The sequence below is a fragment of the Sphingomonas sp. TZW2008 genome (assembly GCF_002117915.1).
Classification (GTDB): Bacteria; Pseudomonadota; Alphaproteobacteria; order Sphingomonadales; family Sphingomonadaceae; genus Sphingomonas.
Genome location: NZ_BDJB01000003.1, coordinates 479065 through 494675, shown reverse-complemented (window position 1 = coordinate 494675; position 15611 = coordinate 479065). Strand labels below are relative to the sequence as shown.

General features: G+C 68.5%; 12 protein-coding genes. 7 read left to right on the top strand and 5 right to left on the bottom strand.

Annotated elements, in window-relative coordinates:
• Positions 1-7: 7 nt before the first annotated feature.
• Complete coding sequence (locus tag B7L05_RS04035; RefSeq protein WP_085808907.1) at positions 8-2440, bottom strand: TonB-dependent siderophore receptor; 2433 nt, start codon at positions 2438-2440, stop codon at positions 8-10.
• Positions 2441-2569: 129 nt separating this feature from the next.
• Here B7L05_RS04035 and B7L05_RS04030 point away from each other — a divergent pair, with 129 nt between their 5' ends.
• The 7 genes from B7L05_RS04030 (at position 2570) to B7L05_RS17340 (ending at position 12329) form a co-directional block, all read left to right on the top strand.
• Complete coding sequence (locus B7L05_RS04030; RefSeq protein ID WP_085808906.1) at positions 2570-3301, top strand: SDR family oxidoreductase; 732 nt, start codon at positions 2570-2572, stop codon at positions 3299-3301.
• A 67-nt stretch (positions 3302-3368) separates the two neighbouring features.
• Positions 3369-4613, top strand: coding sequence for a multidrug effflux MFS transporter (locus tag B7L05_RS04025; protein WP_144037116.1), 1245 nt, complete (start codon positions 3369-3371; stop codon positions 4611-4613).
• A gap of 91 nt (positions 4614-4704) precedes the next feature.
• A complete protein-coding gene (locus tag B7L05_RS04020) occupies positions 4705-7170 on the top strand; it encodes a TonB-dependent siderophore receptor (RefSeq protein WP_256926595.1) in 2466 nt (821 codons plus the stop codon).
• 7 nt (positions 7171-7177) lie between these two features.
• Positions 7178-7888, top strand: a complete 711-nt coding sequence (locus B7L05_RS04015) for a tetratricopeptide repeat protein (protein ID WP_085808903.1) — start codon at positions 7178-7180, stop codon at positions 7886-7888.
• A gap of 102 nt (positions 7889-7990) precedes the next feature.
• Positions 7991-9745, top strand: coding sequence for a PAS domain-containing protein (locus tag B7L05_RS04010; protein WP_085808902.1), 1755 nt, complete (start codon positions 7991-7993; stop codon positions 9743-9745).
• An 89-nt stretch (positions 9746-9834) separates the two neighbouring features.
• Positions 9835-11655: a DUF885 family protein gene (locus B7L05_RS04005; protein ID WP_085808901.1), complete on the top strand. Its 1821-nt coding sequence runs from the start codon at positions 9835-9837 to the stop codon at positions 11653-11655.
• Positions 11656-11729: 74 nt separating this feature from the next.
• On the top strand, positions 11730-12329 hold the full coding sequence (locus B7L05_RS17340) for a uracil-DNA glycosylase family protein (protein WP_179187110.1): 600 nt from the start codon (positions 11730-11732) through the stop codon (positions 12327-12329).
• 296 nt (positions 12330-12625) lie between these two features.
• Here B7L05_RS17340 and B7L05_RS03995 read toward each other — a convergent pair whose 3' ends face one another.
• The 4 genes from B7L05_RS03995 to B7L05_RS03975 all read right to left on the bottom strand — a co-directional run bounded on the left by B7L05_RS03995 (position 12626) and on the right by B7L05_RS03975 (position 15596).
• On the bottom strand, positions 12626-13567 hold the full coding sequence (locus B7L05_RS03995) for an alpha/beta hydrolase (protein ID WP_085808899.1): 942 nt from the start codon (positions 13565-13567) through the stop codon (positions 12626-12628).
• 83 nt (positions 13568-13650) lie between these two features.
• Positions 13651-14157, bottom strand: coding sequence for a TspO/MBR family protein (locus B7L05_RS03990; protein ID WP_085808898.1), 507 nt, complete (start codon positions 14155-14157; stop codon positions 13651-13653).
• Between the two features lie 530 nt (positions 14158-14687).
• Positions 14688-15137 (bottom strand): MarR family winged helix-turn-helix transcriptional regulator, encoded by a 450-nt coding sequence (locus B7L05_RS03980; protein WP_085808896.1) that lies wholly within the window; start codon positions 15135-15137, stop codon positions 14688-14690.
• Positions 15138-15173: 36 nt separating this feature from the next.
• Positions 15174-15596, bottom strand: a complete 423-nt coding sequence (locus B7L05_RS03975) for an organic hydroperoxide resistance protein (RefSeq protein WP_085808895.1) — start codon at positions 15594-15596, stop codon at positions 15174-15176.
• Positions 15597-15611: the final 15 nt, after the last annotated feature.

The window sequence follows — 15611 nt, the reverse complement described above, 5'->3', positions numbered from 1 at the left end:
CGTGCCCCTAGAAGAACAGCTTGCGGAAGCTGAGCCGCACCGAACGCCCGAGCGGATCGAGCAGCGAGGGATTGTAGCCGATCGGCGTGACGCCCAGCGTGTCGCGTACGTCGAGCCGCTGGTTGAACAGATTGTTGACCGACAGCGTTACGCGCGCGCCGCGGAAGAACGGCGCCTTCTCTACCAGCGTCCTCTGCTGACCGAGATCGGCGAAGACGCGCAGGTTGCTGGTGAACAGCGAGCCGAACGCCAGATCCTGCGGCGAGGGCGCGCCCGATGGATCGGCGTTGAGCGTCGTGCCGCTGACCCAGTTGCCGCTAAGCCGCACGCCGAGGCCGTTGCGGTTGTAGCCGGCGTTAAATTCGATCTCGTGTCGCGGCCGCCCGCCGCGTGACCCGATCGCCGATCCGCCGAGCAGATCGAGTTCGGGTACGCCCGGGCGGACGAGGATCGTGTCCTCCAGCCGCCAGGTATGAAAGGCGCTGAGCTGGATCCGACCCTGCCGCGCGCCGCGCCCGCCAAAGCCGCCCGCTCCAAACCCGCCGCCACCGAAACCGCCCCGCCCGAAGCCACGGCCGGCGCCCGGCTCGCGCACGCCGCTCGCGCTCGCACCCGGCGCGTTCCCAGCGCGGCGGGCCTCGCGGAAGGCGGCGCGGCGCTCCTCGATCTGCTCGGGCGTGAGCGGCTGGCCGTCGGGGCCGGTCGGCGGCGGGGCCTCGAGCGTTTCGGACCAATTGACGCCCCAGCGGATCTGGCGCTGGCGACTGCTGGTGAAATTTACCGCGCGATTGTCGATCTGGATCAGCGTGCCCGCGTCATCGCGAATGAAGCGGTTGCGGAATGCCGCCTCGATCTCGGGCGAGGCGGTGGGGAAGCTCGCGATCGGATCGGTAATCCGGCTGTCGGTATAATTGGCAATCAGCGTCAGATCGGTGTCGGCGATCGGCTTGGCGGTTAGGCCAAGCTTCAGCACGCGGCGGCGATCGGCGCGCAGCGCAGGATTGCCGCCTTCCACCACCGTTACATCGACCGTCTGGCCGGTTGTCAGATCGAGCACGCGCACGTTGGGGGTCGCGATCTGCGGGTTGCCGAGCTGCTGGATCGAGGGCGCGCCCTGCTCGTGCGTGACGGAGCCGATCAGCCGGATCGCGGCGCTCGGCCGCCAGTTGAAACCGTAGCCGAAGGTGCCGAGCGTGCCGAAATCCGACAGCTGGTCGATCCCGCCGTTGATCGTCGCCGACAGCGCCCCCACCGGGCTGTTGCGCAATATCGGCACGTCGATATTCGCCTGCCCGCTGCCCTGATCACGCGACAGGTCGACGGGGCGCAACACGCCGGCGCGAACCGATTCGCCGGTGATGTCGCGCAGCGTGACGCCCGCCTTCAGCGTCGTCGTCACCGCGCCGGCGGGAAGATCGAACAGGCGGCCGTTGATCGTCGCCTCATTGGTGATCGTCTCGGCGACCGACCGAGCGCGATCGCGCGTGGTGCCGACCGCCGCGTCGCGATCGGTCAGCGTCGTCGACCAGTCGCGGGTGTAGCCACCGTTCAGCGTCCAGCGCCACTGCGCGAGATCGCCGTTCAGCGCATAGTTGAGCGTGCCGGTGCGCGTACGATTGTCGCGCAGCAGCCGGCGCGTGCCGTCGCTCGACCGGCCGAGCGCGGCAAGGCTGTTCTGTCCCTCCAGCCCGCCGCTGAGCGTCGCGGAAATGTTGCCGAAGATCGTCCGGTTGTACGTCGCATCGAGCTTCGCCGCGTCGCTCGCGGCGAGCAGGGTACGATCGGGATCGGCGCCGGGAAAGGCGCGTTGCGTCTCGAACAACGGATTGCTGCGGGTATATTCGCCGTCGATGCTGAAGCGGCTGTTGCTGCCGAGTCGCAGGTAGTTGACGTCGGCCTCGTGCACCTGCCGCCCACCGTCCGTGGCGAGCGTCGTCTGCGCCTCCGCGGTGATCGCGTTGAAGCGGCGGCGCAGGACGATGTTCACCACCTTCTGATCGGGGCGGTAGCCGTATTTGAGCGCGACCTCCTCGGGCAGGATCTCGACGCGGGCGATCGCCTCGGGCGGCAGATCGCGCACCTCGCGAAAGCCGCTGATCCGCCGGCCGGAGAGGAGAACGACGGGCTGGCCCTCGCCGCGGCCCTGGATGCTGCCGGTCAGCGGGCTCAATTCCTGCAGCAGCTCGCCGATGTTGCTCGCGCCATAGGCGCGGATGTCGCGCGCGTTGAGTGTCACCTCGGGCTTGATGTCGCCGACGACCGAGCCGCGCGGCGTGCGGCTGCCGGTGACGACGATATCCTCGCCGTCGGTTTCCTCGTCCGCGATCTCGTCGACCGGGCTGTCGGCGGGCGCCGCGGGGGTCTCGCTAGGCGGCGCAGCGGGCGGCGCTTGCTGTGCGGCAGGAGCGGCGAGGAGGAGGAACGGCCAAATCTGGGTCATCGGGCGGTCATAACGTCCGCCGCGATGAACCGGGCGCGAACGCGGCGTTCAGCTTGGAAGCGCGGGCATGCTGCGGTTGCCGACGATGCCGCTAGCCGACTAGGTCCGGCGATCTTCGGGGACAGAACGATGCTGGACGGCAAGAGAGCGATCGTGACGGGGGCGGGCGGCGGGCTCGGCCGCGAGATCGCGCATGGGCTGGCCGGGGCGGGCGCGCACGTCGTGCTGGTCGGCCGACGCGCGGCGGTGCTGAAGGACGTGGCGGCGCAGATCGGCGCGGCGGGCGGGCGGGCGGAGATCGCCGCGATCGATCTGGGCGACGCCACCGCCGTGGCGGCGCTGATCGCGCGACTGCCGCCGATCGACATTCTCGTCAACAACGCCGGGCGACGCGACCGTCGTACGATCGACGCGCTCGATCGCGACGCGGTGCGCGCGATGATCGAGGTGAACCTCGTCGCGCCGTTCGACCTATGTCGGCTGGTCGCGGCGCGGATGCCGGCCGGCGGGCGGATCATCAACGTCAGTTCGATCGCGGGGCAGATCGCGCGCGGCGGCGACGCCGCCTATACCGCGTCGAAGGGCGCGCTTGACGCAATGACGCGCGCGCTGGCGGCGGAGCTCGGCCCGCGCGGCATCACCGTCAACGCGGTCGCGCCGGGCTATTTCGCGACCGACGCGAACGAGGCGATGGTCGCCGATGCGGAAGTCGCCGCGCATCTCGCGCGCCGTACCAGCCTCGGGCGATGGGGGCGGCCGGCGGAGATCGCCGGGCCGGTGCTGTTCCTCGCCTCGCCGGCGGCGTCCTACGTCACCGGGCAGGTGCTCGCGGTCGATGGCGGGTATCTGGCGCATTTCTGACGCGCGATCGGCGCGCTAAAGCATCGCTTGCTTGTCGCGGCGGGCGCCCGCGCCGATAGGGCGCGCGATGACTTCCGCCTCCCCGATCGAGACCCGCCCGGCCAGCGCCGGCATGCACCCGCGCGAATTCGTGTGCTTCATCGCCGCCGTGATGGCGGTCAACGCGCTCGGCGTCGACCTGATGCTGCCGGCGCTCGCCGATATCGCCCATGACCTCGCCATCGCCGCCGCCAATCACCGGCAATGGGTGATCACCGCCTATATGCTCGGCTTCGGCATGGGGCAGCTCGTCTACGGTCCGCTTGCCGACCGCTTCGGGCGGCGCCCGGTGCTGATCGCGACGCTCGCCGGGTTCGTCGGCGCGAGCATCTTCGCGGCGAGCTCGGCGACGTTCGCGGCGCTGCTCGGCGCGCGCGTGCTCCAGGGGCTGATGTCCGCATCGACCCGCGTTCTTGCGGTCGCGATCGTGCGCGACGGGTCGTCGGGGCGGCAGATGGCGCGCACCATGTCGGTGGCGCAGATGATCTTCTTCATCGTGCCGATCATGGCGCCGACGCTGGGGCAGGGGCTGCTGCTGATCGGCCCGTGGCGGTTCATCTTCTACGCGCTCGGCGGGTTTGCGGCGTTCGTGCTCGCCTGGGTCGCGTTCCGGCTGGTCGAGACGCTGCCGGCCGAACGGCGCGTGCCGATTTCGCTGACGCGGCTGCGGCAGAGCTACACGTTGACGCTGACCAACCGCTATTCGATCGGCTACGCGCTCGCCGCGGCGCTCACCTTCGGCGGGATCATCGCCTTCGTCTCGTTGTCGCAGCAGATCTTCGTCGACGAATTCGGCGCGGGCGATCGTTTCACCCTGCTGTTCGGCATCTGCGCGACGGCGATGGGCGTCGCCTCCTTCGCCAACAGCCGGCTGGTCGAGCGGCTCGGCACACGGCTGATCTCGCAGGTCGCGGTGCTCGCTCTGATCGGGCTGTCGATCGTCCACGTCGCGTTGATCGTCGCGGGATGGGAGAGCCTGGCGAGCTACATCGTGTTCCAGGCGCTGAGCATGACGTGCATCGGGCTGTGCGGCTCGAATTTCGGCGCGATGGCGATGGAGCCGGTCGGGCATATCGCGGGCACCGCATCGTCGGTGCAGGGCTTCATCACCAGCGTCGGCGCAGTCATCGTCGGCTCGGCGATCGGCCAGTCGTACGCCGGCACGACGATGCCGCTCGCAGTAGGCTACCTGTGCATCGGCGTCGCGGTACTGGCAATCGTCTTCGTGGTTGAGGAGGGCAAGCTGTTCCACGCCAGGATGCGCGCGAGCTAACATCTTTCGCGACAAGACTGCGAGCGCTTCGCAATAGCGTTGACTCGCGATAATGATTCGCAATAGGGAGCGCCCAAGCAAAGGGGGTTCCATGATCATTACCGTGCCGCAGTCGAGTGCATTCCTCGCACTGTCATGCGCAGGCGTTCTCTCGACGTCGCCCGCGCTGGCAGCGCCTGCGGGGGGCGAGCCGGTCGCGGCGGGGACCGCGACGGCGGAGGCCGACGCGCAAGCCAATCGCAATCCCGACGACATCGTCGTCAACGGTGAGCGCGAGCGGCGCAGCGCCGATCCCAAGGCGGTCGCGCCGCTGGTCGATACGCCGCGCTCGATCGTGGTGCTGCCAGCGGCCGTGATCGAGCAGACCGGCTCGGCGACGCTGACCGAGGCACTGCGCACCGTGCCAGGGATCACCTTTGGCGCAGCCGAGGGCGGCAATCCGGTCGGCGATCGGCCGTTCATCCGCGGCTTCGACAGCCAGGGATCGACCTTCGTCGACGGCGTGCGCGACACCGCGGCGCAAAGCCGCGAAGTGTTCGCGGTCGAGCAGATCCAAGTGGTGCGCGGATCGGACGGGACGCTGGGCGGGCGTGGCAGCGCGGGCGGATCGATCAACATCATCACCAAGATGCCCAAGCTCGATACGTTCGCGCAGGCGAGCGGCAGCTACGGCGAGGCGGACTACAAGCGCCTCACCGCCGACGTGAACGTGCAGCTCGGCGACATGGCGGCAGTGCGCGTCGCGGGCGCGTGGCACGACCAAGACGTCGCCGGGCGTGACGCGATCTGGCAGAAACGCTGGGGCATCGCGCCATCGATCGCGATCGGGCTAGGCACGCCGACGCGGCTCAGCATCAACTATTATCACCTGACGACGGAGGAGCTGCCCGACAGCGGCATCCCGTACCTCTACACGCTCGCCAACGCGCCGCTCGGCACGACGCGCAACGAGCCCGCGGTGGGCCGCGTGACGACCGCCAACGGCACCGTCGGGCGGGTCGACCGGTCGACCTTCTACGGCCTGCGCAACCGCGATTTCCGCGATACCAAGACCGATCAGGCGATGATGCGGGTGGAGCATGACTTTGGCACGCTGACGGTGCGCAACTCGTCGCGCTACAGCCATAACAGCCAGCAATATATCTTCACCCAGCCCGACGACAGCCAGGGCAACGTCTTCGGTGTCGGCACCGCCGCGCCGGCATCAGGCGGGGGCTTGGTGTGGCGGCGTGCCAACACACGCTACGGCTATGTCGAGACGCTAGCGAACCAGACCGACCTGTTCGGCAAGGTGATGACCGGCGGAATCGAACACTCGATCGCGATCGGCGCGGAGCTTCTGTGGGAGAAGGCACGGCGCGGCACCTTTGTCGTCACCACCAGCCCGCGCTGCACGGCCGAGGGCATCGCGCGGTTCAACTGCACCAGCCTGTTCGCGCCCAATCCGAACGATCCGTGGGTCAATTACGCGTCCGACACCTCGAATATGGCGACGCCGATCACCCGCACGCCGATCACCGGCGAGACGCAGAATGAATCGCGAACGCGCGGCGTCTACGCGTTCGATTCGATCACGTTCCTGCCGCAGCTGATCCTCAACCTCGGCGCACGGTTCGACAATTTCCGTTCGACCGTCACGCCGCCGAGCACCACCGGCACGTTCGAGCTGACGCGAGAGGACGATATCTTCAACTGGCAGGCGGGGCTCGTCTTCAAGCCGACGCCGACGACCAGCGTCTATGCCTCGTACGCGACGTCGGCGACGCCACCCAACAGCCTCGTCGGCGAGGGGCAGGAGGGTAATTCGCTCGGCACCACCAACACGCCCGCCGCGCTGCTGCTGCTCGATTCGCTCAAGGTCGAGAAGTCGAAGTCGTACGAAATCGGCGCCAAGGCCGACCTGATGGGCGGGAGGCTGTCGCTCGGGCTCGCCGGCTTCCGCACCGAAACCGCCAATGCCCGCGTCACCGGTCCGGGCAACACGATCGAGTTCATCGGCAAGCGTCGCATCCAGGGCGCCGAATTCACCGCGAGCGGGACGATCCTGCCCGGCTGGACGATCTTCGGCGGCTATACTTATCTCGACGCCAAGATCGTCGACGGCGGGTTTACCGCGCTGACCGCGCCCGCCGTCGGCACGCGGCCTGCGCAGACGGTGCTTGTGCCCGCCGCCAATACCGGGCGCCCCGCGCCCCAGGCGGCGAAGCACAATCTGTCGATCTGGACCAACGCGACGCTGTTCGACCGCGTCGAGATCGGCGGCGGCGCCTTTTACCAGAGCCGCGTCTACGGCGGGTTCCAGGACAATCGCTCGGCGACGCAGACCGCCGCCGGCGTAGTGACGGTGAACCCGGCGACGCGGATCATCGAGCGCAGCGTGCCGGGCTATTGGCGGTTCGACGCGCGTGCCGCGCTCAAGCTGAACGAGCATCTCGATCTCGCGGTCAACGCGCAGAATCTGACGAACGAGACGTACTTCAATCAGGTGTTCACCACGCACTATGCGGGCATCGCGCCGGGCCGAACGATCTTCGGCACGGTGACGGTGAAATATTGAGCCGCGCTTGCTCGATACGCTGACATCGGAGGAGATCGCCGCGCGGCTCGCGGGGCCGCCCGCCGCGCGCGCGGCGTTCCTGCGCGCCGCGGCGGAGGAGGGGCATGCCGAGGCGCAGGCGGTCTACGCGCAGATGCTGCTCGACGGCGTTGGCGTTGCGATGGATCCTGCCGCGGCGTTCGGCTGGTTCCGGCGCGCGGCGGCGCAGCATCACCTGATGGCGCTCAACATGGTTGGGCGCTGCTACGAACTGGGGTGGGGCGTCGCGGTCGACATGGAGCGGGCGGCGACGTGCTTCCGCCTCGCCGCCGAGCGCGGGCTGGCGGAAGGCATGTACAATTACGCCACCCGTCTGACGCTGGGCGAGGGCGTGGCGCAGGACCGTGAGGCTGCGCTCGCGTGGTTCGAGCGCGCCGCGGGGATGGGCTACGCCAAGGCGCTCAACTACGTCGGCAGTTTCGCCGAAGACGGCTGGGCCGGGCCGCGCGACATGGCGCGCGCGGCGGATTGCTACGCGCGCGCGGCGGGCGGCGATTTTCGCGGCGCGTTCAACCATGCGCGGATGCTCCACGCCGCGGGCGACGACGATGCCGCGCAGCGATGGTTCGTCGACGCGGCTGAGCGCGGAACGCCGGCATTCCGCGTGAAACTGATCGCGTGGCTCCGCGCCGCTGCGGACGCACGGCTGCACGCACTGGCCACGTCGCTCGAGCGCTGACAACGCCCGCGTCTTTCGTCGCGGAGCGGAATCGTCTTATGGCTGTTCAACGCAGGTCGGGCCGACGTAATCCGGTGCGGACCAAGCGTCGAAGGACAGCGTGTGAGTGGTGACGAAGAACTAGAGGGTCGTGAGCCGCACGGCCGGGACGTCGAGGGCGGCGGGCAGAGCAGCGGCGTGCCGGCCGAGGGCGCGGCGGATGTGGGCGCACGCGAGCCGCTCGGCCGCCCAGGGCTGCATCACTGGCGCGAGGCGACCATCACCGAGCCTGGGCTTGAAGATCGCGGTAACGTGTTCTTCGCCGCGATCGAGATGACGCGGATGCCGATGATCCTCACCGATCCGCATCAGGACGACAATCCCATCGTCTTCGCCAACAAGGCATTCCTCGACCTCACGCAATATGAGGAAGACGAGGTGCTTGGACGCAACTGCCGCTTCCTGCAGGGCGCGCAGACCGATCGTGAGGCGGTCGCCGAGTTGCGCACCGCGGTCGAGCATCGCGATTCGATTGCGCTCGAACTGCTCAACTACCGCCGCGACGGCTCGCCGTTCTGGAACGCGGTGTTCATCGGCCCGGTCTACGACACGTCGGGCAAACTGCTCTATTTTTTCGCCAGCCAGCTCGACGTGACGCGGCGGCGCGAGAGCGAGAAATCGTTCCTCCAGGCGCAGAAGATGGAGGCGGTGGGGCAGCTGACCGCCGGGCTGGCGCACGATTTCAACAACCTGCTGCAGGTGGTGAACGGCAATCTCGAACTCGCCACCGGGCGCGTCGAGGACGAGCGCGTGCTGCGCTATCTTAACGCCGCGCGCGGCGCGGCGGAACGCGGCGCGAAGCTGACCGGGCAGCTGCTCGCCTTCGCGCGCAAGACCAGGCTGGATCCGCGACCAACCGACGTCAGCGCTTGCCTGACGAGCTTCATCGACGTCATGGAAAGCTCGCTCGGCAAGCGCGTCGAAGTCCATCTCAGCCTGCGGCGCGGGCTGCCCAAGGCGGTGATCGATCCCGAGCAGTTCGAGATGGCGGTGCTCAACATCGCGATCAACGCGCGCGACGCGATGCCCGACGGCGGGCTGGTCGAGATATCGACGCGCAAGATCCACCTCAACGGCGACGCGGCCGCACGCGGGCTGACGCCGGGCGACTATGTCGCGGTCGAGGTGAAGGACGAAGGCGAGGGCATGCCCCCGCACGTGATCGACCGCGCGACCGAGCCGTTCTTCACCACCAAGGGCACCGGCAAAGGCACCGGGCTCGGGCTGGCGATGGCATCGGGCTTCGTTCAGCAATCGCGCGGCCGGCTGGAAATCGAGAGCGTCGTCGGACAGGGTACGCAGGTGCGGATGCTGTTCCCGATCGCGCGCGATCCCGTCACCGAGCCGCCGGAAGCGCCGCAGCCCGCGCCGGATGCGGGATCGCGCGGGCGCGGCTCGGCGCACATCCTGGTGGTGGAGGACAGCCCCGAAGTGCTCGCCTTGTCGCGCGAAATCCTGGAAGAGGTGGGCTATCGCGTGACGTCGGCGGAGACCGGCGATGCTGCGCTGAAGCTGTTCGAGGCGACCGAGCCCGATACGTTCGACCTGCTCTTCACCGATCTTGTCATGCCCGGATCGATCAACGGCATCGTGCTGGCGGATCGGATCGGCGCGCTCGCACCCGAGCTGCCGGTGCTGATGACGACGGGCTATAATGAGGAATTGGTGATCGAGGGACCGCGTCAGTCGGGGCTCGACGTGCTGGGCAAGCCGTATCGCCGATCGGACCTGCTCGATCGCGTGGCGCAGGCGCTCAACCGGCGCGGGCCGCGCATGCCGCGGCGGCGGCCGTCCGATTTCGGCTCGGCCGAGGAATAAGGCGCGGCTTTTCCACAACTAACGTGATCGCGCTGCGATTGCGTCGCGCAGCATTCGCGGCAAGAACGCGCGCCATCGATCAGGAGAGAATGACTATGCGTGCGACCCTTGCCCTGCTGTTGCTGACCGCCGTGCCGCTGGCGACGGCGAGCGCCCCGGCACCGACGCCGGCCGCGGCACAGCCGGGCGCGCAGGATGCGGCGCTGCTCGCGTTCCTCGACAAGGCGTATGACGAACAGGTGGCGCTGAGCCCCGAGACGCAGACGCAGCTGGGCTTCAAGACCGATTACGACAAGCTCGACGATTATACCGACGCCGCCGCGGTGCGATCGCGCGATCTGGCCGAGCGGCAGCTGAAGGCGATGCGCGCGCAGTTCGATCCCGCCAAGCTGGGGGAGAGCGCGCGCGTCAGCTATCGATTGTTCGAATATGAGGTGGAGCGCAGCCGCGAGTCGTTCCGCTTCCGCAAGCTGCGCTTCCCCGTATCGACCAACGGCAGCCCGGCGGGCGACATCCCCGTGCTGCTGATCAACACGCATAAGATCGACACCGTCGCCGATGCCGAGGCGTATATCGCGCGGCTGCGCGAGACCGAGCGCGTGATGCGCGAAGTGACCGCGACGATGCGCGAGCAGGCGGCGGCGGGGATCGTCCCCAACAAGGTCAATTTCGCGCCGGCGCGGGCGGACGCGAAGAAGGTGGTGACGGGCGCGCCGTTCGACGGCGGCACGGATTCGACAGTGCTTGCCGATTTCCGCAAGAAGGTGACCGCGCTCGACGCGCCGGCGGCGACCAAGGCGAAGCTGATCGCCGACGCGCAAGCGGCACTGACCGGCCCGTTCAAGCGCGGCTACGACATGCTGTTCGCCGCGCTCGACGAGATCGAGCCCAAGTCGAAGGGCAATTTCGGCGCGTGGAGCCTGCCCGATGGCGCGGCGTACTACAACGACCGGCTCGAAGGCTCGACGACGACCAAGCTCACCGCCGATCAGATCCATCAGACCGGGCTGCAGCAGGTCGCCGCGATCCGGCAGGAGATGGAGGCGATCAAGAAGGAGGTCGGCTTCACCGGCACGCTGGAGCAGTTCTTCGACAAGATCCGCACCGACCCGCAGTTCAAATATTCCAATACCGAGGCGGGCCGCGAACAATATCTCGCCGATGCGCGCGCGGTGATCGCCTCGGTGATGACCGCCGCGCCGCGCTATTTCCGCGTGCTGCCCAAGGCGCCGCTCGAGGTGCGTGCGGTGGAGAAGTGGCGCGAGGGAACGGCGTCGACCGCCTTCTACAATTCGCCGTCGGCCGACGGGAAGCGGCCGGGCATCTATTACGTCAACCTCGTCGACATGAACCAGACGCAGAAGGTGCAGGTGGCGGGGATCGCGGCGCACGAGGGCGCGCCGGGGCACCATTTCCAGATCGCGCGTCAGCAGGAGCTGCAGGGCATTCCCAAGTTCCGCCGCTTCGGCGGCTACGGCGCGTACATGGAAGGCTGGGGGCTCTATTCGGAGCGGCTGGCGAACGAGATGGGCGTGTACAAGACACCCTACGATCGCTTCGGCATGCTCTCGCTGCAGGTATGGCGCGCGATCCGGCTTGTGCTCGACACCGGCATCCATTCCAAGCGGTGGACGCGCGAGCAGGCGATCGCGTATTTCAAGGCGAACAGTTCGGTCTCGGACACCGATATCGCGCGCGAGGTCGATCGCTACTTCAACTGGCCGGGGCAGGCGACGAGCTACATGGTCGGCCAACTCAAGATCGCCGAGCTGCGCAAGCGTGCCGAGCAGCAACTCGGCCAGCGCTTCGACATCCGCGATTTCCACGAGGCGGTATTGAGCCAGGGCGCGCTGCCGCTCGACGTGCTAGAGGAGCAGGTCAACCGCTACATCGCGGCGAAGAAGGGATAGGGGCGGCGATACCCGCGGCGGCGCAGCGCCGGCTGGAGGCGTGGCGGGCATCGCTCGCCGTCGACGGACGGCGCGTGCCGGGCTTTGACCCGGCGGATGGCGGCGCCACAGCGCGCCTCCTGCTGCTGCTCGAAACGCCTGGCCCAGACCCGTGTCCTGGCCGTGCGCCGAGTGACGGCGCGCCGCGCATCGTCTCGCGCGACAACGCCACGGGCACCGCGCGCAATCTCGTCCGCTTCCTCGGCGCGGCGGGGATCGCACGCGGCGATACGCTGCTCTGGAACGCGGTACCGTGGATCGTCCACGCGCCCGGCGCGCGCAATCGCGCGCTGCGGCGCGGCGAGATCGTTGCCGGGCGCGCGTCTCTGCCGCCGCTGCTCGCGCTGCTCCGGCGGCTGCGCGTCGTCGTACTCGCCGGGCGCGTTGCGGCGAGGCGCGCGATCTGGTCACCGCAACGCGGCCCGATGTCGTGGTGCTTGCGATGCCGCATCCCTCGCCGACCTACGTATGCACCAGCCCCAGCGTACCGGCGCGGATCGCGGGCGTCCTCGCCGAAGCCGCGCGGCTGCTCGAAGATGGGTGAAACCAGTGCCTGGAGCGCCGAAGTCGCATCGGCGCCCAGCGTCAAGCCTGAGCGGTCAGCAGCCGCCGACCGCTCGCTGACTGGCGCATAGCGCGTAGCCACGCACGCGGTGGCTGGCTTCGCCAAAGCAGGCCCACACCCGCGCCATGCGATCCGGCTACGGCTATTTAGTCGTCGACCAACAGATCGTTCGATGGAACAGCGCTAGGACGAGGATCACGCTCGTCACTCCCAAGTGGCAATGAAGCGTCAATCCACCCGGCTTGCGCAGACCGACAACACCATGAGCTTCGGCCTCCGCTTAGCATTTCACGGATCAGCAGCTGCCCGACCAGACACTATACAGTGAACCGCGATCGCTATGGCACTGCCGCGCGGCGACTTGCCTCACCCGTGGAGTGCGCGGCGCAACGCCTCGCGGCTGTCGCGCTGCGCCGCCTGCGCCACGCGCGCGCCGGGCACGATGGTGAAGGCGTGAAAGGCGCCGGGATAGACGTGAAGCTCGGTCGGCACGCCGGCGGCGATCAGGCGACGGGCATAGTCGATGTCCTCGTCGACGAAGAGATCGAGCGCGCCGGTCGAGATGAACGTAGGCGGCAGGCCAGCAAGATCGATCGCGCGCCCCGGGGCGGCGTGCGGTGACACGCCTTCGCGGCCCGGTTCGTGGCCGAGCAGCGCCGTCCAGCCGAAGATGTTCTTTGCGCGGTTCCAAATGAACTCGCCGGCGGTCGGATGCGGATCGGCGGTGCAGGTGCGATCGTCGAGCATCGGGTAGATGAGGTGCTGGAACGCCAGGCGATGCTCGCCGCGGTCACGCGCGAGCAATGCCAGCGCCGCCGCGAGCCCACCGCCAGCGCTCTCGCCCATCACCCCGACGCGCGCAGTGTCGAGCCCCAGCGCATCGGCCTCGCGCATGACGTGATCGAGCCCGGCGTAGCAATCTTCGATATTGCCGGGGAAGCTCGTCTCCGGCGCAAGGCGATAGTCGACCGAGACGATGGCGCAGCGAAGATCGTCCGCCAGCACCCGATGAAAGTCCGCTAGCTCGCCCGCGCTGCCGGCAACATAGCCGCCCCCGTGCAGGTGAAGAATGCACGGTAAAGCGCCGTCCGCGTTCCGCGCGCGATAAACGTGAAGCGGAACGCTAGGTGCCCCATCGCGTCTGGGCGCCTTGAGAAGATCGTAGGCGACGTCGACCGGCGGCATCGGCGGCCGCGGCAATTGCCGCGAGCGCACCGCCGGCAGCGTCTCCACCGAAAGATCGAACGCCGGCCATGCATCGAGTAGCGGCGCGAGCTCGGGATCGACGAGATGACGGGTGTTCGGCACGGCTTTATCCTCTCCGCGCTCGTAATCCCATGCTTCGCAGCAGTCGGCAAGCGCATGCCAGTCCGCGCCGCCGCTCCCCTTTATCAGGCGTTGCGGCGTCGCACGCTGTTGGCGAGGACGGTGGCGAAGACGAGCCAGCCGGTCAGCGGGGCGCCGGCAAGCGCGGCGGGCCGGTCGACGCGCGCGGCGGCGGCGACATAGCCCGCGCTCGCGACCGTCGTTGCGGCCGAGGCGGCAGTGCTGGCGCTGAGCGCGTGGCGGCGGAAAAACAATTCGGTCCAGCCGCCGATCATCGCGCTGGTGCCGAGCCACAGGCCGAGCGCCGCGGTGCGCTGCGGTGAGGGCGGCGCGCGCAGCACGCGATAGCCGCCGACCGCCATCGCACTTTCGAGCACCGGCCACACGGCGCCGAATACCGGCTTGGGCGGCGTGAAGGGCGGCTTGCTGAGCCGGCGATACCACCGCGCGACACCGGGATGCGACGCATCGGGTGCATTGCGCCGGCCAAGCAGCGCGCTCGCGCCCAGCACGCCGGCGACGATGGTGCCGGCGACGAGCGGGGAGGAGCGCGGAATGGTGAGCGTTGCCATGATCGGGTAACGGCCGATCCCGCGCTGGGTTGCCGAGCCCGGTGTTTGGCCGATGTCTTGCCATGGTTGAAAGCTACGGACGCTGCCGCCCCACACCGCGAGATGAGCTCATCCGCAGGCGCTACAACGGCAGGTCGCGGGCGCTGTAACCGTTCCGTGAGCGCGTTCGTTGCGGCGGACTGCCGACGGTATTCACGCTGGAGCTTGCAAGTGCGTGGCTTCCTGTCCGGCGGATCGCCGCGCGCGATATCGGGTGGTCGGTCGAACTCGCCTTGCTGCCGTTTGCGATCGCGTTGGCCGTGTTGTTGACGGCAAGCCTGCTGCTTGGCCTGACGCTCGTGTGGCTGCTGCGGCGGATGCGACGCGAGTCAAGAGGCGTTTACCTGGCGAGCGTCGCGGCCCTCGGCTTCGTGACTTCGTTGGCCGTCCCCATGATGCTGCAGAGCGCGCCGCTGGTCTGGCCGGCTCATGCAGCGGCGAGGCGAAATCGGCACCTCCGACACGCGACGGAATAGCGCGAACTCGCCTCGTCAGGTCCCGCGTTTCGCATCGTGACGCGCAAGAACGGCGACGAGGTCGCGCACCCGCTCGCGAAGTTCCTCGACCCCTTCGGGATCGTACCCGCCCGCCATCGTCTCGGGCACGTGCAGCGCGCGCGCGCGCATCGCGCGGCCTTCGGGGGTGAGGCGGATGATGACGCGGCGCTCGTCGGCGGGATCGCGGTCACGCGTGACGATCCCGGCGCGCTCCATTCGCTTGAGCAGCGGGGTCAGCGTCCCGCTGTCGAGATGCAGCCGCGCACCGAGCGCTCCGACCGACTGCGCGTCCTTTTCCCACAGCACGAGCAGCACGAGATATTGCGGATAGGTGAGGCCGAGCGCGCCGAGTACCGGCCCGTACAGCCGGTTCAACAGGTTGGAGGCGGCGTAGAGCGGGAAGCACACCTGCCGATCAAGCAGCAGGGGATCGTCATCCGTCATCGCACGTCGCCTCTCGCACCCGGCCTCGCTCGTGTCTCAGCGCGCGGTGACGTTGAGCTTGACGTCTACATTGCCCTTGATGGCGTTGGAATAGGGGCACACGGCGTGCGCGGCCTGGACGATCTGCTCCGCCTTCGCCTGATCGACGCCGCTGATCGCGACGTCGAGCGTGACGGTGAGGCCGAAGCCGGCGCCGGCGGGGACGAGCCCGACCTCGCCGACGACCTCGATCTGGTCGTCGCGCACCTTATCCGCCTGCGCGCGCGTGACGTGGATCACGGCATTCTCGAAGCATGCGGCATAGCCCGCGGCGAAGAGCTGCTCGGGATTGGTCGCGCCGCCCTTGCCGCCAAGTTCCTTGGGCATGGCGAGCGGCAGATCGAGGATGCCGTCCTCGCTCTTGATCGTGCCGCTACGGCCGCCGACCGCAGTAACCTTGGTGGTGTACAGATGGCTCATGCTACATCTCCTTGC

Excerpts from the sequence above, each read along its gene's own strand:
- B7L05_RS04035 (WP_085808907.1), bottom strand. The coding sequence starts at position 2,440 with ATGACCCAGATTTGGCCGTTCCTCCTCCTCGCCGCTCCTGCCGCACAG.
- B7L05_RS04030 (WP_085808906.1), top strand. The coding sequence starts at position 2,570 with ATGCTGGACGGCAAGAGAGCGATCGTGACGGGGGCGGGCGGCGGGCTC.
- B7L05_RS04025 (WP_144037116.1), top strand. The coding sequence starts at position 3,369 with ATGACTTCCGCCTCCCCGATCGAGACCCGCCCGGCCAGCGCCGGCATG.
- B7L05_RS04020 (WP_256926595.1), top strand. The coding sequence starts at position 4,705 with ATGATCATTACCGTGCCGCAGTCGAGTGCATTCCTCGCACTGTCATGC.
- B7L05_RS04005 (WP_085808901.1), top strand. The coding sequence starts at position 9,835 with ATGACTATGCGTGCGACCCTTGCCCTGCTGTTGCTGACCGCCGTGCCG.
- B7L05_RS03990 (WP_085808898.1), bottom strand. The coding sequence starts at position 14,157 with ATGGCAACGCTCACCATTCCGCGCTCCTCCCCGCTCGTCGCCGGCACC.
- B7L05_RS03980 (WP_085808896.1), bottom strand. The coding sequence starts at position 15,137 with ATGACGGATGACGATCCCCTGCTGCTTGATCGGCAGGTGTGCTTCCCG.
- B7L05_RS03975 (WP_085808895.1), bottom strand. The coding sequence starts at position 15,596 with ATGAGCCATCTGTACACCACCAAGGTTACTGCGGTCGGCGGCCGTAGC.